We start from the raw sequence: 20,313 nt of genomic DNA on the forward strand, positions 1-20,313 counted from the left end.
TCTTTTTTTATGTCCTTTTTATCCTCATATAAAACAGCATGGAGAGCCCTACAGCATGGAAACGACTATGCATCCTATCGTTATTATTGGTTCAGGTATGGCAGGTTATGCTGTAGCACGTGAATTTCGCAAACTTAATCCAGAGCATGAACTGCTGATGATTTGCGCGGATGATGCGATAAATTATGCCAAACCGACCCTTTCCAATGCTTTGGTTGGCAAAAAAGCGCCTGAACAGATTGCATTGGGCGATGCTGCAAAAATGTCGGCACAACTGAATATGCGGATTGAACAGCAGACTTGGGTCAAAGCCATTCATCCGGAAGATCATCAGCTGGTACTTGAGAAAGATGGTCAGGAAAGCACACAGAATTATTCCAAACTGGTCTTGGCGGTCGGTGCCAACCCGGTACGTTTAGCCATTTCCGGTGATGCCAGTGATGACATTCATGTGGTGAATAATTTAAGTGACTATAAGACGTTCCGCAGCAATCTGGCGGCACGTGAAGATAAACGCGTGGTGATTTTAGGCGCAGGCCTGATTGGCTGCGAATTTGCCAATGACCTGCAAAATACCGAGCATCAGGTCACAGTCATTGATTTAGCCCCTCAGCCACTTGGCCGCTTATTGCCAGAACATGTTGCTACTGCATTCCAGAAGAATCTTGAAGAAACCGGCATTCACTTTGTCTTGGGCACAACAGTCGAAAAAGTCTCTCGTGCGGACAATGGTGATTATCTGGTCACGCTGGCCAACGGTCAGTCTTTGATCGCAGATGTAGTGTTATCTGCGGTAGGCTTACAGCCGAATATTTCTTTGGCAAAACAGGCAGATGTACATACCAGTCGCGGAGTTTTAACCACTGCACAACTGGAAACCAACCAGGCTGATATCTATGCCGTGGGTGACTGTGCCGAGGTCAATGGAACTTTATTACCTTATGTTATGCCGATCATGCAACAAGCCCGCGCTTTGGCAAAAACCTTAAACGGTGAACATACCGCTGTACATTATCCGGCTATGCCAGTGGCAGTCAAAACGCCTGCTGCACCTTTAACGGTATTGCCTGCACCGGTTGATGTGGATGTCACCTGGGAAACTGAAGAATTTGACGATGGCATGCTGGCTAAAGCGTTCGATGCTAACGGCACTTTACGCGGTTTTGTGCTTTTGGGCGCCACTGCAGCCAAACAGCGTCTGACCTTGACTAAACAGGTTCCTGACTTGATTCCTGCTGCGGTTTAGAGGTTTAATAGCAAGGATATTTTTTAAACGAAATATCCTTTAATTAGGACAGCGACCATGTACAGCGCAGCACAGTTTAATCTTTCCCCATATACCTCGTTCATGCATGAAACCAAGGTCGATCTAGGCAATGGGATCGAGCTACATGTCGAGGTGGGCGGAAATCCGGAACATCCCACCATTTTGCTGATTATGGGTCTGGGTGGGCAAATGCTGTACTGGCCTGACTTCTTCTGTAAGTCACTGATTGACAATGGTTATCACATCATCCGTTTTGATAACCGTGATATTGGTCTGTCTTCAAAAGTCCATCTCAAAGGCCCACGCCTGAATACCCTGAAAATGATGAGCCGTTTTGTGCTAGGTCTGGGTAATCAGGGTGCACCTTATGATCTGTATGATATGGCTGAAGATGTCAGTCTGCTAATTGAAAAAATGCAGCTGGAACAAGTCTATGTGCTGGGTGCCTCAATGGGCGGTATGATTGCCCAGATTCTGGCCGCGCGTTATCCGGACAAAGTCAAAAAACTGGGCTTACTGTTTACCAGCAACAATCAGCCGCTACTGCCACCGCCCTTTCCTAAGCAACTCTTTAGTTTGATTGACAAACCGGCTTCAACAGATGAAGATGGCATTGTTGATCATAGTTTAAAACTGTTTAAGATCATCGGCTCGCCAGGTTATGTTAATCATCTGGAAGCGGTGCAGACCGCCCGTAAATTATATAAGCGAAGTTACTATCCTGCTGGTGTACTTCAACAGTTTTTAGCAATATTATGTACAGGCTCATTGCTGCAACTGGACAAGCAAATCAAACAAGAAACCCTGGTGGTCCATGGTTCTCGAGATCGATTGCTGCCTCCTAGCCATGGCAAGGCCGTTGCGAAAGCAATCTCAGGGGCTAAATTTGAATTAATTGATGGAATGGGGCATGATATCCCACCGCATTTTATTCCATATCTTAGCGAATTATTTGCTGATCATTTTAAATCATAAACATTAGGACACTATGGCTGCATTACCATCTTTAAGACAGCTGTCATACCTCGTAACACTGTCAGAGACGCTACATTTTACAGAAGCTGCTCGCCGTTCGTTTGTCACCCAGTCAACCTTGTCTGGCGGCATCATGGAACTGGAGCGTTTACTCGGTGGCGTACTTGTTGAACGCGACCGCCAGAATGTTCGTTTAACGCCTCTTGGTGAACAAGTGGTTGCACGCGCACGTGTTCTACTGGCTGATGCTCAGGACTTGATGCGCTTAAGTCGTGAGATGAGTGAACCCTTAACCGGTGATTTACATCTTGGCGTGATTCCTACGATTGCTCCCTTCCTGCTGTCACAGCTGCTAGAAGAAGTGCATAAACAATTACCAAAAATCCAGTTGCATCTGCATGAAGCACAAAGCGAGAAAATTGTAGAAAAACTGGAACATGGCAACCTGGATATGGTGGCCTTGGCGCTACCTTTCGATACACGTGGCCTGAAAGTGGCCGAGATTGCCAAAGAGAATCTGTATCTAGTTTATCAAAAATCAGACCAACACGCTGCACAAGCGAATTCTCTGGAAGATCTTGATCTGTCTCGCCTGATGTTACTTGAGGAAGGTCATTGCTTACGTGATCATGCCCTGAGTGCCTGCCCGATTGGTGAGCGTAAAAATGATCATCGTTTAAAAGCCAGCTCTTTGCCGACTTTAATCGAAATGGTCTCTGCAAATCTTGGTTTTACTTTATTGCCAGAAATTGCGATTTATACCAATATGATCAAAGCCAATCCTGAGATTCTGGTCAAGCCAATCAACTCTGCACCAAGCCGCACCCTGGCATTGGTGACGCGTAAAAGTACGCCGCTACAAAGCGAGTTTGATGTGTTATTACAGATTTTCCAAAAAATCACTCAGCACAATGCTGCTTGAGCTAAAATTTTAGATGATTAAAAGGAGCACACTCGTTGCTCCTTTTTTTATATCTCAAAGTGGATATAGCCAACCATCATAGACCTGCTAAAGTCTCAAACTGACTGTTGCTGTCATCGGTTTTAATCTGTAATAAATGCTATTTAAGACGAAGATGAGGTGATTATCGTTAAATCCCTATTTTTTGGGATATTCATTTTATTTTGCTTCATCCACAGTATAGCCTTCTCTCAGAATCAACAGGATTGAGCTTATTGGCTGCCCTCTTGCCTGCACCGGTTTTAGTCATCGCTTCATCTACTGACCTGGACCTGTCCAAAACTCAGACTGTGCTGCAACAACTGGGCTATCAACCAGATATGCTGCTATATGCAGACAATTTCCAATCTGCACAAGAGATGATTGCCGAACATCTGCCTAATTTGATTCTTTATCACCTGACAGAAGCCTCACAGATTCATTTCATCGGCCAGATGAAACGGCATACCCCAAGTACACCTGTAGTTGCCGTACTCAAGAGTGAATCCACAGCACTCATTTATTCAGCAATCTTATCTGGTGCAAATAGCTATATCCAACCTCAGGCTTCATTCATCCAGTTTGCTGAAAGCCTGAAAATTGTCTTGCGCGGCGGTGCCTATATCCATGCTGAACTGGCAGAACATATCCTGTACCAGCTCACTGACAAAACCTGTCTCAAGGTAACCGAATTGCAGCTCTTACGCTTACTCAGCCAGCAAAAAAACCCAGTAGACATACAGCACCAGCTCCAGCTGACTGACTATCAGATGTATGCCCAGGTCAAACAGATCTATCGCAAACTGCTGATATCCTCTGCTTAAAACCCTTGAATGCTATTTTCTGGATAAAAAAGAGGCTGAATTTTCAGCCTCTTGAGAGCATTTATTTAAACAAGTCCAATAAAATGCGTTGAGCATTATGTGGCTTTTCACCTTCTTGCAGCTGTGCCCGCAGCCAGGTTCCATCCCCTTGTAATAACCAGGATTGCTGATTATCTTTCAGATAGTTAAGCAGCCCCTGTTGATAGATGCGTTTTTTCAACGCTTCATCTTCTACCGGGAAGCAGGCTTCGACCCGGTTAAACAGGTTGCGATCCATCCAGTCTGCACTTGAACAGTAAACCCGTGCATTACCGTTATTGCTGAAATAATACACGCGGGTATGTTCTAGGAAACGCCCGACAATCGAACGTACCCGAATATTTTCAGACAAACCTGGCAATCCCGGACGCAAACTACAAATCGAGCGGATAATCAGGTCAATCTGTACCCCGGCCTGAGAAGCTTCATAGAGTTTATTGATCAGTTGCATCTCGGTCAGCGCATTAACTTTGACAATAATCTGCGCCGGCTTGCCTGCTTTGGCATTCACGATTTCATTATCAATATAATTAATGAGTTGGGTATGTAAGGTAAATGGCGCATGTAACAGCTTTTTCAGCTTGGCCATTTTCCCCATACCGGTCAGCTCCTGAAAGATACGGTGCACATCTTCACACAGGTCTTTATCCGTGGTGAGCAAACCATAATCAGTATAGATTCGCGCATTACCGGCATGATAGTTGCCGGTTCCCAGATGTACATAGCGCACCAGTTTATTATTTTCCCGGCGTACCACCAGAATCATTTTGGCATGGGTTTTATAGCCAACGATGCCATAGACCACCACCGCACCGGCTTCTTGCAGGACATTGGCCACTTCGATATTGGATTCTTCATCGAAACGTGCACGCAATTCAATCACGGCCGTGACTTCCTTGCCATTGCGGGCAGCTTCCGCCAGCACCTGCACGATTTCAGAATCCGGGCCACTGCGGTACAGGGTCTGTTTGATCGCCAGCACTTGTGGATCACGTGCAGCTTCACGCAACAATGAAATGACCGGTGCAAAAGACTCAAACGGATGATGCAGCAAGATATCCTGTTTTTGCATGGCACTAAAAATATTTTCAGATTTTTTCAGTACTTTGGGAATGATCGGGGTATGTGAATCATAGCGTAAATGCGGGCGCTTGAAATTAGACAGTAAGCGCGCCAGATTGACTGGGCCTGCGACTTTATAAAGCTGCTCTTCTTCCAGATCAAATTCATTCAGCAGATATTCATAAATATGCTGCGGACAGTTTTCTGTCACTTCCAGACGTACAGCACGGCCAAAACGGCGTGAACTGAGTTCGCCTTTAAGCGCCTTAGCCAAATCTTCAACATCTTCATTCAGGGCCAGATCGGCATTACGCGTGACACGGAACTGATAGCAACCGGTCGCTGTCATGCCCGGGAACAGATCCGAAACATGTTCATGAATAATCGCGGACAGCATCACATGATGCTCTTTGCCATCGGTTAATTCATCTGGCAGACGTACCACGCGTGGTAACGAACGCGGCGCTGGCACCACAGCCAGATCAATCTGACGGCCAAAGGCATCTTTACCTTCGAGAGTCACAATAAAGTTCAGTGATTTATTCACCAGACGTGGAAACGGATGTGCAGGGTCTAGGCTAATTGGCGTCAGGACGGGCGCAACCTGTTCCTGAAAATATTTTTTCACCCAGGCCGATTGTGCCGGAGTCAGTTCACCACGGCGCAAGAAACAGATATCTTCCTCACGCAGTTTTGGCAAAATTTCTTCATTTAAAATACGGTACTGGCGTTCAATCGCAGCATGTGCAGTTTTGGAAATCTGTTCCAGCACCTGCTTTGGGGTCAGGCCATCCGGACTACGACTTTCATTGTCTAAATCTAACTGTTCCATCATTCCTGCGACCCGAATCTCAAAAAATTCGTCCAGATTACGCGAGAAAATTAACAGGAAATTCATGCGTTCAAGCAAGGGATGTAAAGGATCGACAGCCTGTTCCAGGACGCGTAAATGGAAGTCTAAAATAGACAGTTCACGATTTATATAACGATCATTATATGTATATTCGGACTGTGCTGAAGTAGTGCTGGCTGCCGTATTCATATCAAACCTATGCGGATTTAAAATTGTGCTTATCAGTTCAAGTATGCTTCAAATTGATGACAATTTCATAAAAAAAAGCCCAAAAACTGGGCTTTTTCTTTAAATAATTATTTAAGGCAATTCTGCATAACGCATATAACGCTGAATCATGCGCTTGCGTGCATTTAAGGCAGAGGAGTTGCGATGATCCTGAAAATATTTTGGATTGGTCAGAATGGCCGCCAGAAAGATCGCTTGATCCTGAGTCAGGCTTTGCGCAGTTTTGCCAAAATAATGTTTGGCTGCGGCTTCTACGCCATAGATATTGTCACCAAATTCAATCGAGTTTAAATAGACTTCCAGAATCCGCTGTTTCGACCACATGCGTTCCATCATCCAGGTGGCCACCGCTTCCTGGCCTTTACGTACAAATGAACGCTTATTAACCAGAAATAGGTTTTTCGCCAATTGCTGGGAAATGGTAGACCCCCCAGCCACCACCCGGCCCTGATCCCGGTTTTTATTCAGCGCAGTTTGAATGCCGTCCCAGTCAAAACCATGGTGATGAACAAATTTTCCATCTTCGGCAGTGACAATGGCACGTTTCAGATTCAGGCTGATCTCGTCATAGGGACGCCATTGATGTTGAATGGCTTTGGAAGGTTCCGTCCAGTAATCAATCCGCATCATCATGGTGGTATTGACCGGATTGGTTCGCCACCAGGCCAGACTGGCAAAGATCCACAATTGAATCAGTAAAATCACACTGACGATGACTAATATCGTGCGGATCAGAAAGGCTTTCATGTCAGTGCGTTACTCCTGAAAATTTGATTTTTCGTGTTAAGCTTATTCGAAATATACAATCACAGCAAAAAAAATAGCATGTCTAAATACGCTCCCCCTGTCGTACACCGCAAACTTGAAATGCAGCTCTGGTGGATCACGGCCATTTTAATCGCGATTAATGTCGGATTATTTGGCTGGCAGGCCATCAATGGCATGGATATCAGCCAGCCGAGTACCCGAGATGCGATTCTCTGGGGTGCCGATTATGCACCTTTAACCTATTTAGCGGAACCCATGCGTTTGTTTAGCAGTATGTTTTTCCATTTTGGCCTGATTCACCTGATGTTGAATATGTGGGCCTTGTATATTTTTGGTAGTGTTGCCGAACAACTGTTTGGCCGGATGTATTTTATTGGCTTATACCTGTGTGCCGGCTTAATGGGCAGTTTGCTCAGTGGCTATATGAACATTCAGGACAGCTATGATCTGATTGCAGGGGGTGTGGCCAACCCAAGTTTATTGCCGGCGGTCAGTGCCGGTGCATCCGGTGCGGTGATGGGACTCGGCGCTTCACTGACGGTATTGGCCCTGTTGCCGATGCTGCCCCAGCAACGTTTTATTCTAGATAAAAAGACCTTGGTGATGGTGATGGGTCTGAACCTGGCCATGGGCTTTATGATCAGCGGAATCAACAATGCCGCACATATTGGTGGCATGTTGATGGGCGCTTTTTTAACCTTGCTGTGGTATGCCGGACAAAAAATGCAGCGTAGCCGCCTGATCAACCTGATCGCTTTAGTGATTGGTTTTGGCCTCTGTGTGCTGCTTTATCAACATAACTTGGCCTTGATCGAAGCAATTCGCCCACTGTGGCAAGAGATTCTCGACCTGATGCGACAACAATTGCAGCTTTAAATCATTGCCGCTTTAAATACCAGCGAATTTAAAAAGCCATGGAGATGAATCTTACTGATTCATCTCGCGCAAGCTTTGTAAGGGCGGAATGTCCGACAGATAGCTCAGACGATAACGGCCAATCAGCGCACATAACACAGTCATGAAAATCGGCAGGATAATCCAGATTTCCCAGTGTGGCTGAATCATTAAATCCATACGATAACTGGCGATTGCGCTAATCACTTCGGCAAACAGACAGGAAACCACTCCGGCAAACAGTCCGATAAAACCAATTTCCAGACTCATCATGGTTTTCAGTTTTTGTTTGGAGCTGCCAAATGACCGTAGCAAGGCCACTTCACGTTTGCGTTCATCCATGAGCAGGTTCAGACAAGCCATCAGTACCAGAAAACCGGAGATACTAACCAGCACGGCCAGAATCGTCACGATCTGCACCAGTACATTCACAATACGCTTGATCTCTTCCAGAATCAGGCTGACATCAATAAATACCGTATTGGAAAATTGCTGGATCACAGACACCAGTTTGTCCTTATCTTGTTCCGGCACATAGAAACTGCCCAGATAACTTCCGGCATTGGCATCCATGCTATTCGGGGCAAAAATAAAGAAGAAATTCGGACTAAAACTTTCCCACTCGACCGTTCTTAAATTGATGACCTTCGCTTCCAGCACACCTTCGGGCAGACTGAAACTGAGCTTGTCGCCAATCTTGATACCTAATTCTTCAGCAGTATTGGCTTCGACCGATACCGTGCCGACCTGTTGCAAAACTGCGTCACCACGAATAATCACATTATCCTGTGGATAGCTGTCGGACTGGGTCAGGTTCAGCTCGCGTTTTAAAGTATTATTGCTTTTGACTAATTCTGGAGCAAAAGGCTGATCATTTTTAGCCACCAGACGCCCACGAACGTTCGGATAAAGTGGTGTACTTTTCCAGCCATTCTGCTCAATTTGAGCTTTTAGGTCTGGCATGTCAAACGGCGGCAAACCATACACAAACTGATTTGGTGTACCTTGCGGCAACTGTTGCTGCCAACGCTCTAATAGGTCTGTGCGCAATACGGCTAATACTGTAATCAGACTGAGACCCAAGGCCAAAGCGGTAATCTGTAAGGCTGTTTGAGATGGTGTTCGTACATAGGCTGACAGATTCAATTTCTGATTGCGCAGCAGTTTTAAGATCAACCATACCGTCAGATACAACACTGCACATAACACAATAATCGCGCCAATTACCCAGGCAGTCAGGAGCAGATTTTCGGTTAGAATCACGCTAAAAATAATCAGGCTCAGCGTTCCGGTCAGCAGCATCCACAGCATGGATTGCACTGATTTTTCCTGCTGGCGGATTACTCGAATTGGTGGCGTGTTCAACAGTTGCAATAGGCTCGGCATGACAAAGCCCAACAGCACCACCGCACTGGTCAGCATCGCGACTGGTAATGGCCCGAGCAGCATCGCCATAGCAGAGAATTCAATTTCTAAGTTGGGAATCAGTTGCAGCATTAACTGTAATAACCCATAACCCAGACCAATGCCGACCACCGTACCAATCGACATGGCAATCAGCAGTACTGTACCGAGCAAGGCCAGATAAGCCGATAAAATCTGCTGTTTGGTCGCACCGATACAACGCATCAAGGCAATATGATCTTGATTCTGCTGGACATAACGCTGTGCAGTGAGAGCAATCGCGATACCACATAATAAAATGGTCAGAATATTGGCCAGTTGCAGGAAGGTATCCAGGTTGGCAATCGGCTTCATTAAGCGGGTATTGCCCTCACTGGCATTGCGTAACCGGAGACTGCTTTGCTGCTCAAATTCCTGTCCCTGCACTTCTGCTGGCGTTTCAGCCGAGCCGTTTTCGGATTTGAGCTGCTGCTTGAATAAAGCTTCATATTCTTGCGTATTGTCTGGAGAACCCGCCATGAGCAAGCGATATTCTATCCGGCTACCCACCTGAATCGCATTGGTGCGTGCCACATCCGCCTGAGATATAATCACCGTTGGCGAAAAGCCAGAAAATCCGAGCTCCTGATTAGAATCCTGTTCAATCTTGGCTGTGACTTTAAACGCCGCATCGGCAATATTCAGCTGATCGCCCAGTTTGACTTTGAGCAGGTCCATAGCCCGTGGACTGAGCCAGATTTCACCCGATTGAATCTTCGTTTTTGCAGGTTGCAGCTGCAGCTCGCCACGCAAGGGAAAAGCCTGATCAATGGCTTTGACATTGACCATGACAAACTGTTCATCGGTATAGGCCATGGTGCTAAAGAAAGTGACTTCTGACTGCTGTAAATCCAGCTGTTTGGCCTGATCACGCCATTCTTTTGGTAGAGGCTCATTGTCCGAAAGTACCAGATCACCGGCCAGCATTTCTGCGGCCTGCAAGGCCACTGCATTCTGAATCTGTTCATTGCTAAACTTGAGCGCTGTTGTTGCACTAATCGCCAAAGTTAAGGCAATAATTAACAGATAAATTCCGGTACTTTTAAAACTTTGTGTGAGTAGAGGACGAAATAGAGGGTTCATCTCATCCTCCACTCGGATGTTCAATCAGCTGGCCATTCAGCAGTTCAAAATGTCGCTGGCATTGCTGTGCCAGTTTACGGTCATGCGTCACCAGAACTAAAGTCGTACCCAGTTCCCGATTCAACTGAAACAAAAGCTGTTCAATTTCCTTGGCAGTTTCACCGTCGAGATTGCCTGTGGGTTCATCGGCAAAAATAATTTTCGGTTCACTGACCAGTGCCCGGGCAATCGCGACACGCTGCTGCTCCCCGCCAGACAGGACTTTCGGGGTTTGTTGTGCCTGCCGATCCAGACCAACTTTATGCAGTAGCGCCAAGGCTTTTTGTTCAGCTTCTGCATATTTGAAACTGGGCTGTAAACGCAGTGGCAGCATGACATTTTCAAGGGCAGTCAGATGTGGCAAGAGCTGAAAAGACTGAAACACAAACCCGATATTTTTCAGGCGCACCAACGCACGTTGTTCTTCATTCAAGGTAGAAACCGACTCGCCACTGACGATGAGCTGGCCTGAACTGGCCTGATCCAGCGTTGCCAGAATGCCTAGCAATGTGGATTTCCCCGAGCCGGAACGACCGGTAATTGCCACCTGCTCGCCTGCCATAATCTCCAGATCAAGATCCTCAAAAATAGTCAGCTGTTTTTGTGAAAGTTGTATCTTTTGTGTCAATTTCTGGGCAGAAATAATCGCCTGTGGCATGATGTTCGAATCGTTGCTACTTTGAATCATACGTGTCCTATATGAAAGATCTTAATCAGAAAACTCGGGTATTGTCTTACTTGTTTTTGCTCAGTCTGTGCCTGTTACCGCTCGGGGTATCAGCAAAGACGATTATGATTTTAGGTGATAGTTTAAGTGCTGGTTACGGTATTCAGCCACAACAAGGCTGGGTACATTTATTACAAAAACGTTTAGAGCAACAGTATCCGAAACAGCATAAAGTGGTCAATGCAAGTGTCAGTGGAGAAACCACCAGTGGAGCGCTGGCCAGACTGCCGAAACTGTTGCAGACGCATCGTCCAGACCTTGTGGTGATTGAGTTGGGGGGTAATGACGGCTTACGCGGACAGCCGCCGCAAATGATTCAAAAAAATTTAGCCAGCCTGATTCAGCAAAGCCAGAAAGCCAAGGCCAAAGTCGTGGTATTTGGTATGAAGATGCCGCCTAATTATGGACAGGCCTATAGCAAGGCCTTTGAAAATAATTATAAGGTAGTGAGCCAGCAATATAAGGTGAAATTGTTACCGTTCTTTATGCAGGGTGTGGCCGGCAATAAAACCCTGATGCAAAAGGATCTGATTCATCCAAATGCCAAAGCACAAACCATCCTGCTAAATAATGCCTATCCATACATTAAAGGCGCTTTATAAAGCGCCTTTAAATTATTTTAGATTGTATTTAAATAAATTTTGCCTAAAAATCAAAGAACAATACTTCACCTGTTTCCAGTGAATATTCAGCACCGACCACTTTGAGTTGTCCTTGCCCAATCAGGTTTTCTAATACTGCTGAACCATGACGTAGTTGGTTAACCGATGCAAATACGTTAGAACGCACGGCATGCTTGGACAATTTTGCCAAGTCATTTTTCAGTTCAGTTTGCATTAAGGTTTCAACAGAAGGACGTACTCGATTTACAATCGACATCAGGTTTGCCGACGGCGGGCAATCTGGGCACATTAAGGTATCAATGGTGGCCTGGATCGCGCCACAATGACTATGACCTAAGACTACAACAATAGCGCAGTCATAGCGTTCCGCCGCAAATTCAACACTCCCGACCTGTGATGGTGCGACAATATTGCCTGCAACACGAATCACAAAAAGATCACCGAGACCCTGATCAAAAACCATTTCAGCCGGGACACGCGAATCTGAACAGCCCAGTACAATTGCAAATGGGTTCTGATCCTCTGCCATTTCTGCGCGCTGTTGGTGGCTCAGTTGTTTTGGATGCGAGGTATCACCGCTGACAAAACGTTGGTTCCCTTGTTTAAGACGTTCTAAAGCTTCTTGAGCTGTGAGCATTCTTTTCTATCACCGATGTTTTAGTTGCAATATTTTACTGCCAGTTTTTTTGAATGTCACTTGCAAAAAATCTTAGCTGCTTAAATTTTTAACATTTATCTAATTTCATTTCAGCAGGGGTTTTGTGTGCAGCACATCACATTTCTAGATCATTCAATGCTGTTCAGCAAAAAACTAATGAGTGACAAGCGCCAGGATTGATTTAAAATAGAATGAAGAATAATGTTTTTATTTGACTGAAATAGCAAATTTACAACATGGAAGTATTTGAGCAATTTGCTCGCTGTGTATTTTTTGGGGAATGTGCCAATGAAGAAAATAATAAAGTTGCGCTCGAAAATAATCTGCTCGACCTTAGTCGCGTTTACGATGGCATTGCCGAGCTTTGCACATAGTCAATATATGTTTAGCCAGCCGAATGAAAAGCCTGCCAAAATATTACAACAACATCTGCTGCAGGAACGAACACAGGCTGGACTTCAATCCAAGACACTTAAAATCGGTGATGTGACCTGGAGTTACAGTGAAGGTGGTGCCAAGAACAAGCCTTCAATTCTGCTGATTCATGGTCTGGCAGGAACACGAGATAACTGGAATCGGGTCGCACAGTTTCTGACTCCACATTATCATGTGATTATTCCTGACTTGCCGAGCAACGGCGATACCAAGATTCCAGAGAGTTTCGATGTTTCTGTGCCCAATGTGACTTCTCAGATGCGTTTATTCATTGAAACCTTAAATGTAGACGAGAATTTACATATTGCCGGACATTCCCTGGGGGGATCGATTGCCACGGTCTATGCCTCACAATATCCATTCGATACGCAAAGCCTGTTTTTAATCAATAGTGCCGGCCTGTATAAAATGGGCAATACGCCCTATACCAAAGACCCGCAAGCCCTAAAAGACCTGATCGTCAGCAAGCCCGGTGATCTGCAAGATGTCTCCAGACAGCTGATGCAGAACCCGCCGGTGATTCCTTATCAGCTCCAGTATGCACAGGAAAAACTGCTAATTTCACGTTCTGAGCAGACCAGTAAATCGATTGATCAGGTCGTGATGCTGAACCGGATTTATACACCGGAAACCTTTGCCCGCCTGACCCGCACAGTTGAAGCACCGACCTTGATTTTATGGGGCAGACAGGACCGGATCATCAATGTCGAAGTGGTTAAAGAACTGCATGCCCTGTTGAAACGTGCCGAAACGCCGGTGATTCTGAACAATGTCGGGCATATGCCGATTCTGGAAGCAGAAAAACAGGTGGCACAACATTATTTGCCTTTTCTGGCCAAGACCCAGACCCTAAAAAACCCGCTTGCTGATAAACTCATTCCTTTAAATTAAGTTTCAGAGCCGTTATGCAGAAACACCCGATGATTGAGCAGTTGATCGATGCTCAACTTGATTTTCTCGATCAGGCATTTTCTCAATCTGAAACGATTCAAACTGAATTTCATGCGTTTTATCTGTGGTTGCGTAAACAAAACCTGAAAGATCTATGGAGCTGTGATCTGATTCATCAGCTTTTGCAAAAACAGATTCTGGATACTGCTGCCAGCAGCTTTCTGATTGAGCAGATTGCTGAGCATATCCGTTTTGCACTGGTGCATCCGGCCAACGATACGACCAAAATTGCCGATGTGATTCCAGTCCTGACCGTGGATAAAATCGCACAATATGTTGCCAGTAAAAGTGGCCATCGTCAGCGTCTGATTAAGACCGTCGTGAATAATCCGGCATTTTCGGCCATGATCACGCAACTGATCCAGCATTCCATTCAGGATTATCTGGATAATTCTGTCATCGCTAAAAGCGTGCCCGGGGTTTCCCGTTTTATGAAAATGGGCAAGTCGGTACTGGAAAATGTCACCGATACGGATCTGGACAGTACTATTGCGCGTTATCTGCAAAAGAATATTTTAAAACTGAGCCAGATGAGTGAACATGTGCTGAACCAGCACTTTGATGATGAAAAACTCTATCATTTTCAGGCCAATCTCTGGCATAAAATCAAAGATATGCCGGTATCGGTATTGAAAAATTATATTGAGCTTCAGGATTTAAATCAGACAGTCGGTTTAGGACATGAGATCTGGGATCATTTGCGTCAGACGGATTATCTAAAACAGCAAGTTCATGATGGAGTTCATACCTGGTATGTACGCAATCAGGAACATACTTTTGACAGCTTGCTGCGTGATCTGAATATTGATGAAGCCTTAATCCAGCATGAGTTACAGCAATTGTTGAACCCGATCATTCAACAGATGGTTTCACAAGGTCATTTACGTGAACGTACACGCAGATATCTGGAACAGTTTTATTATTCAGAAGATACTTTGAAGATTCTTAAAGTATAAAGCTTAAAAAGCCGCTCGAGAGCGGCTTTTAAATTGTTTAGAAGTTATAGGTCAGTCCGACAAAGACTTCCTGACGATCCAGATAATAATCATTTGAAGCATTTACTAATTTTTTATCAAATAAATTATTGAGACCACCTCTAACAGTCACTTGATCGTTCACTTCATAATTCGCAGATAAGTTAAATACCGTATGTGGTTTTTGCATTACCACCGTATCTTCAATACTTGCCGTATATTGTTCACCGGTATATTGCGCTGCAAGTTCCAATGAAAGTGGATCAGTAGGCATCCAGTTGAGTGCACTATAAACGGATAACTCGGGAATCGTTGAAAGATTTCTGCCAGTCACTAAGTTTTTTGATTCAAAATAATAGGTTGCATTGGTCTTCCAGCTTAAATTCTCTAAGAGTGGTAATGCCACACTTGCTTCCAAGCCCCGTACACGCGCTTTTTCAGCATTTTGATATTGTGTCCACCACACCCCATTAATTTCTCCTAAAGCACGATATTCAATTTTATTTTTAAAATCTGTGTGGAAATAAGTTAAACCGAGATCAAAATCATTTTGAGCAAAATTAAATCCAAGTTCATAGTTGGTACTTTCTTCAGGCTGCAGGTCTGCATTACCCGCCATATAACATCCGCCCGATACATAGCCTAAAGGTTTCAAGGATGTACATCCATTCCCCCCTGAACGCGTCGCTGCACCTGCAGTATTCTCTTTGAGTGAAGGAGCTCTAAAGCCCTGAGCAACACCACCTTTAATGGTCAATGCATCATTTGGTTGCACCACCAAATAAGCACGTGGACTATTATGTGTGCCAAATTTATCGTGATGATCAAAACGATTACCAAGGGTCAAATTGACTTGATCATTAAAAACAATTTTATCTTCAACGAACAATGCCCAAGTATCTCCTTCTAGCTCTGAACCATATTCTTTGCCGTCATAACTTGGAATAGCCAGCCCAATATTACGGGTATTAACCAGTTCTTCTGATTTCCATTGACCTCCCACTGTCGCAACATGCTCCACACCTAATTTAAACGGAATATTGAGATTAGCTTCTACAATGCTTTCCTTGGATTTTTGTGTGGTCGGCCCAGTCTCTGTCACCTGACTTTGATCATAATCATTGTAGTAAGCCGTAATTTTTGAATCACCGAAACCCCATTGAGCATCATGTGATAGAGACACTGAACGATGTTCTAACTCAGATGGACCCCATGCTAATAAAGCCTGTTCTTTACCATCCACCACCTGAGGCGTGGTCGAGGCATTATTCTCTTGCAAGCTATAACCCAGCTCTAAAGATAAGCTATGAATATCGTTCGGCGTATAATCAAACTTTAAGTTCGCATTCTGATCACGACTACCCGATTGTCCGGTTGCTTTACTTCCTGCCATTCCGGGAAGATTACGGTCAGAGGTTTGATAGCCTTGATCCGCTTCCTGTTCAGTGATCCCGACTGTGGCACGCATACCTAGTGTATCGGTTAAAGGGCCATATCCCACGAGTCCTGATTGAATGGTTCGCCCTAAATCCGAAGATGTCGTTGGCATGGTATGGTTTAAGGTCAATGAGCCACCCCATTCTGAAGGGATTTTTTTGGTAATGATGTTGATCACTCCACCCATCGCATCAGAGCCATATAAAGAAGACATGGGTCCACGTACAACCTCAATACGTTCAATCATTTCTGGTCTCACCCAGTTTAGATCTTGATGTCCTAGGTTTGCACGATAATTGGTATCTCGAGAAGAGCCCACACGTTTACCATCAATTAAGATCAGCGTGTAATTGTCAGGCATCCCGCGTAATTGTATTTTTGAACCTGCCCCATTTGAACTTAGGCCCCCTGTTACGCCGGGCACGCGTTTCAAGATATCGGCCAGACTTGAAACAGGCTGTTTCTGTATGTCTTCTGCCGTAATGACACTAATTGAAGCTGGCGCAGATTTAACATCAACTGCCTGTCCACTCGCAGTCACCACAATCGTTTGTAATTTGGTCGCATCAGCCTGTACGATTCCCTCTTTTTCTTCAGTAACTTGGTCTTGCGCTTGGACTGAAACAGCCATTGCTGAAACTACAGCAAATGCCAAAGTTGTTTTTAAGAATGGCTTATTCATACCTTGCGCGCCCTAATATTTATGAAGAGATCATGTTTATTCGGTTGCAAAGTGTAACAGCTTTTCTATTGAATGCAATTACTATTGATAATTATTATCATTAACATTCACTAAATTTTAAGCCGGATATAAAAAAACCTCGAAAGTTCGAGGTTTTTTAAAATGCGCTAAATAAACTGTTATAGGACAGCTTATTTCATGTACGCACCTTCAGATTGGCTATGATCCGTTTCATCAACGACATGCATCAATTCAGGAATATGCTGCTTTAGCGTGGTTTCTACCCCTTGTTTCAAGGTGATATCAATCGCTGAACAACCCTGGCAACCACCGCCAAATTTAAGCACCGCTGTTAAGCCATGCTCTGGGTCTTCTTTGACTTCAACCAGTGCACAGTTACCGCCATGCCCTGCCAGACCCGGGTTAATTTCAGACTGCAATACATAGGTAATACGCTCTTCTACCGATGCATCTGGACCCACACGTGGCACTTTAGAGTTCGGTGCACGGAAGGTCAGCTGACCACCAAAACGGTCTTTGTTGTAGTCAATCACGGCATCAAGTAAATACGGAATAGATGGCGAGTCGATAAAAGCAGGGAACTCAGGATATTCCTGCTTATAATCTGTCGGCACAACTTCATCAGGTGCACTATAGGCCATGCAACATTCAGCGCGAGGAGTACCCGGATGTTCTACAAAAACACGCACACCAATACCCGGGGTGTTCTGTTTATCCAGTAAATCCTTTAAATACTCTTGTGCTGTTGGTGTAATCAATAAGTTGGGAATTTCACCAACAACTGGAGTGCTGCTGTTCTCAGTCGACATAACAATAATTTCCTCAAGCTCAGACGGCTATTTTAACTGAAGATCGGGGGGAATTTTTAAAAATCAACTAAAATTGTCGGATTTATTATAAAAGTACAACTTTAGTGCAATTTTAATGGCATGATAATTGGCAAATAGGCACCCTTAGAATCATTTATATGCTTGATTTACCTTTTAATCATACCGTGACCATTATTCTGATCACCTGTATTGTGTCATTTATTGCTTTCTCCAAAGAGACGGTGATGAATCGCCTGATTTTCTGGCCACCGGCACTGCAACGTGGACAATATGACCGCTTTATTAGCCATGGTTTTATTCACGCCGATGGAACTCACCTGCTATTCAATATGATTACCCTGTTCTTTTTTGGCAGTGTGATCGAGAGCTTTTATCGTCAGTATTTATATGATCTGGGTTTTATTCTGTTCTATCTGGGCGGTCTGATTGCAGCTATTATTCCAAGTTATCTGACCCATAAAAATAATCCGCGTTGGGCCAGCCTTGGTGCATCAGGTGCAGTCTCTGCGGTGCTGTTTGCCTATATTCTGTTTGAACCGTGGAAGCTGATTTTTGTGTTCTTTATACCAGTTCCTGCGATTATTTTTGCCGTGCTCTATGTGGCTTATAGCATCTGGTCAGGCAAAAAAGGCAATAGCAACATTAATCATAGCGCGCATTTGTGGGGAGCAGCCTACGGCGTGATCATGACCATTATTCTGGAGCCACGCCTGATTCCGCATTTCCTGAACAAACTGATGCAGGTTCCGTTTTAATCAGGGCTATTGAAGGCTAGAGAAATAAGGCTACATATAAGATAAGTCTGATATTTCCGCTAAAAACAAATAAGAGAGCCATGGCTCTCTTATTTATTTGAAACATCTCGTAATATATTAAAAAGTCATGATGTCACTTATTGCCAATCTTGGAGTGAATTTTGCAGCGATAATGTATACATCTGTATATTAATTACTGTCATTTACGAGATATTTTGCATGTCCACTACACCAGACGGTCTTCAATTTCCGCTTCAGTCCAATCAACAAAAACCAAGTAGCTCAAAAACAGGACGCGCGATCATCGCAGCAGCTTTGGCCAATGTGAATCAGCACAGTGCTGCACAGGCACAATCAGAAAAAAACTGGCGCAAACAATATACCGTGCATTTTAAGCAACTGGTCGAGCAAGGGCTAAGCTCGCCTGAAGCCAGCCTGAAAATTGCTGAAGATGGTCTGGCACAGGCGCATCAGACCTTTGAATTTTACCGTGATGGCCAGAAGCATTTACTGAAAGATGCCCTTACCTTGCCCGCCGATCAACTACATAGCTTTAAATTGACGGGAAGCAGTCAGGCTGCACCAGAATGGTATGTGCCCTACCACGGCCAGAAGCTGCAAGGCTATGCCTTATTGGAGCAGATTGAACGTTGGGAAAACCAAGGTATTATGGAAAGCAGCCATGCCAATGCCCTGCGTGAATGTGTGGCGCGCCCAGAATGGTTTGATTTGTCAGATCGAACCATGGTGCTGTTTGGTGCTGCATCTGAAGCTGGCCCTTTGACCTGGCTGGCAAAATGGAAAGCCAATATTGTGGCGATTGACCTGCCCAGTACTCGGGTCTGGGGCAAGATTGTCGATACCATCAGCCAAGGCAATGCCACGCTGTATGCACCCTGTACTGAAGCACTTGCAGAAGATACGCCTGACGATGTTCTAAAAGAAAAACTCGGTGCCAATCTTTTGACTCAGATTCCCGAGATTGCTAAATGGCTATTACAGTTTGAGCCGGATCTGGATCTGGCCGCAATTGCCTATCTGGATGGCGAGAAGCATGTCCGTGTTTCGATGGCGATGGATGCCATCATGAAATATGTCAGCGAACAAAAAGCCAATACCAGCCTGATGTATATGTGCACCCCGACCGATGTCTATGCCGTTCCAAGTAAAGTGGTTGAAGCATCAAAAGTGAAATATGCGGAGCGCTCCAAAGCACAGACACTCTTTTCCAAAGGTGTATCGACTGTAAGCCGCAAACACTTTTTTCAGAAAAATGCGCATGAGCTGATTCAATCTGGTGACCAGTCTTATGGGATTTGTGACTGTCTGGTGGTAGAACAAGGTCCAAACTATGCACTGGCCAAACGCATTCAACAATGGCGTGCTACTTTAGCTCGCGCTCAGGGTCAACGTGTCAGCATCAATATCGCTCCATCTACAACCACGTATTCAGTTACCAAGAATCCGCTATTAAAAGCCGCGTTCAACGGTGCCAGTCTGTTTGATGTCGAAGCTTTTGCACCTGAAACCACAAATGCACTGATGGCAGCCCTGTGGATTCATGATCTGCGTAATGCTACCTCTGTGGCCAATCCTGAAGTGAAGCTGAATCATCCACTGGAATTGATGATGCAGGGTGCGAATCATGGTGGTTTGTGGCGAGTGGCTTATCTGGCGCGAACTGCATTACCTTTTGCTGCCCTGTATGGTTTTGCGACAGAGAAGTTACCCAAGGGATTATTGAGTAAGCTTAAGAAGTAATTGATTTCCTTGACTCTACCCTTCTCCTAGAGTCAATATTATTT

17 protein-coding genes are annotated in these 20,313 nt (G+C 44.8%); 10 read left to right on the plus strand and 7 right to left on the minus strand.

Going from position 1 to position 20,313, the window contains the following annotated elements; translation table 11 throughout:
* The first annotated feature begins 67 nt into the window (after positions 1 to 67).
* The 4 genes from rubB (at position 68) to FTU42_RS08040 (ending at position 4,006) form a co-directional block, all read left to right on the plus strand.
* Positions 68 to 1,246 (plus strand): rubredoxin reductase RubB, encoded by a 1,179-nt coding sequence (rubB, locus tag FTU42_RS08025; RefSeq protein ID WP_180075183.1) that lies wholly within the window; start codon positions 68 to 70, stop codon positions 1,244 to 1,246.
* Between the two features lie 57 nt (positions 1,247 to 1,303).
* The gene (gene estB, locus FTU42_RS08030) at positions 1,304 to 2,242 is read left to right on the plus strand and encodes an esterase EstB (RefSeq protein ID WP_218946047.1); all 939 of its coding nucleotides are present in this window, start codon (positions 1,304 to 1,306) and stop codon (positions 2,240 to 2,242) included.
* Positions 2,243 to 2,255: 13 nt separating this feature from the next.
* Positions 2,256 to 3,164: a LysR family transcriptional regulator OxyR gene (gene oxyR / locus FTU42_RS08035; protein ID WP_005172010.1), complete on the plus strand. Its 909-nt coding sequence runs from the start codon at positions 2,256 to 2,258 to the stop codon at positions 3,162 to 3,164.
* Between the two features lie 254 nt (positions 3,165 to 3,418).
* A complete protein-coding gene (locus tag FTU42_RS08040) occupies positions 3,419 to 4,006 on the plus strand; it encodes a response regulator transcription factor (RefSeq protein WP_180075182.1) in 588 nt (195 codons plus the stop codon).
* Positions 4,007 to 4,067: 61 nt separating this feature from the next.
* Here the strand turns inward: FTU42_RS08040 and ppk1 are convergent, their stop codons facing one another.
* The gene (gene ppk1, locus FTU42_RS08045; RefSeq protein ID WP_180075181.1) at positions 4,068 to 6,149 is read right to left on the minus strand and encodes a polyphosphate kinase 1; all 2,082 of its coding nucleotides are present in this window, start codon (positions 6,147 to 6,149) and stop codon (positions 4,068 to 4,070) included.
* A 111-nt stretch (positions 6,150 to 6,260) separates the two neighbouring features.
* On the minus strand, positions 6,261 to 6,935 hold the full coding sequence (gene mtgA / locus FTU42_RS08050) for a monofunctional biosynthetic peptidoglycan transglycosylase (protein ID WP_180075180.1): 675 nt from the start codon (positions 6,933 to 6,935) through the stop codon (positions 6,261 to 6,263).
* A 78-nt stretch (positions 6,936 to 7,013) separates the two neighbouring features.
* Between mtgA and FTU42_RS08055 the strand changes: the two genes are divergently transcribed.
* A complete protein-coding gene (locus FTU42_RS08055) occupies positions 7,014 to 7,832 on the plus strand; it encodes a rhomboid family intramembrane serine protease (protein WP_005096251.1) in 819 nt (272 codons plus the stop codon).
* A gap of 51 nt (positions 7,833 to 7,883) precedes the next feature.
* On the opposite strand, the gene FTU42_RS08060 is transcribed toward FTU42_RS08055, so the two are convergent.
* On the minus strand, positions 7,884 to 10,376 hold the full coding sequence (locus tag FTU42_RS08060; protein ID WP_159138417.1) for an ABC transporter permease: 2,493 nt from the start codon (positions 10,374 to 10,376) through the stop codon (positions 7,884 to 7,886).
* Position 10,377: 1 nt separating this feature from the next.
* Positions 10,378 to 11,103, minus strand: a complete 726-nt coding sequence (locus FTU42_RS08065) for an ABC transporter ATP-binding protein (RefSeq protein ID WP_005096248.1) — start codon at positions 11,101 to 11,103, stop codon at positions 10,378 to 10,380.
* Between the two features lie 11 nt (positions 11,104 to 11,114).
* Between FTU42_RS08065 and FTU42_RS08070 the strand changes: the two genes are divergently transcribed.
* A complete protein-coding gene (locus FTU42_RS08070) occupies positions 11,115 to 11,744 on the plus strand; it encodes an arylesterase (RefSeq protein ID WP_005096245.1) in 630 nt (209 codons plus the stop codon).
* Between the two features lie 43 nt (positions 11,745 to 11,787).
* Here the strand turns inward: FTU42_RS08070 and FTU42_RS08075 are convergent, their stop codons facing one another.
* The gene (locus FTU42_RS08075; protein WP_005096244.1) at positions 11,788 to 12,402 is read right to left on the minus strand and encodes a carbonic anhydrase; all 615 of its coding nucleotides are present in this window, start codon (positions 12,400 to 12,402) and stop codon (positions 11,788 to 11,790) included.
* 309 nt (positions 12,403 to 12,711) lie between these two features.
* Between FTU42_RS08075 and FTU42_RS08080 the strand changes: the two genes are divergently transcribed.
* Together FTU42_RS08080 and FTU42_RS08085 are read left to right on the plus strand one after the other, a co-directional pair.
* A complete protein-coding gene (locus tag FTU42_RS08080; protein ID WP_005096243.1) occupies positions 12,712 to 13,749 on the plus strand; it encodes an alpha/beta fold hydrolase in 1,038 nt (345 codons plus the stop codon).
* A 14-nt stretch (positions 13,750 to 13,763) separates the two neighbouring features.
* Entirely contained in the window at positions 13,764 to 14,765 is a 1,002-nt protein-coding gene (locus FTU42_RS08085) for a hypothetical protein (RefSeq protein ID WP_100328825.1), read from the plus strand.
* A gap of 37 nt (positions 14,766 to 14,802) precedes the next feature.
* Here FTU42_RS08085 and FTU42_RS08090 read toward each other — a convergent pair whose 3' ends face one another.
* Both FTU42_RS08090 and nfuA read right to left on the minus strand, forming a co-directional pair.
* The gene (locus FTU42_RS08090; protein ID WP_180083225.1) at positions 14,803 to 16,902 is read right to left on the minus strand and encodes a TonB-dependent receptor domain-containing protein; all 2,100 of its coding nucleotides are present in this window, start codon (positions 16,900 to 16,902) and stop codon (positions 14,803 to 14,805) included.
* Positions 16,903 to 17,093: 191 nt separating this feature from the next.
* The gene (gene nfuA, locus FTU42_RS08095; RefSeq protein ID WP_005096238.1) at positions 17,094 to 17,732 is read right to left on the minus strand and encodes a Fe-S biogenesis protein NfuA; all 639 of its coding nucleotides are present in this window, start codon (positions 17,730 to 17,732) and stop codon (positions 17,094 to 17,096) included.
* A gap of 158 nt (positions 17,733 to 17,890) precedes the next feature.
* On the opposite strand from nfuA, the gene FTU42_RS08100 reads away from it, so the two are divergent.
* Together FTU42_RS08100 and FTU42_RS08105 are read left to right on the plus strand one after the other, a co-directional pair.
* Positions 17,891 to 18,508 (plus strand): rhomboid family intramembrane serine protease, encoded by a 618-nt coding sequence (locus tag FTU42_RS08100; protein ID WP_005096237.1) that lies wholly within the window; start codon positions 17,891 to 17,893, stop codon positions 18,506 to 18,508.
* 219 nt (positions 18,509 to 18,727) lie between these two features.
* Complete coding sequence (locus FTU42_RS08105; RefSeq protein ID WP_180072008.1) at positions 18,728 to 20,269, plus strand: hypothetical protein; 1,542 nt, start codon at positions 18,728 to 18,730, stop codon at positions 20,267 to 20,269.
* The last annotated feature ends 44 nt before the right edge of the window (positions 20,270 to 20,313 follow it).

Origin of the sequence: Acinetobacter sp. YH12102, from assembly GCF_013419125.1 — a bacterium.
Lineage (GTDB): Bacteria > Pseudomonadota > Gammaproteobacteria > Pseudomonadales > Moraxellaceae > Acinetobacter > Acinetobacter pseudolwoffii.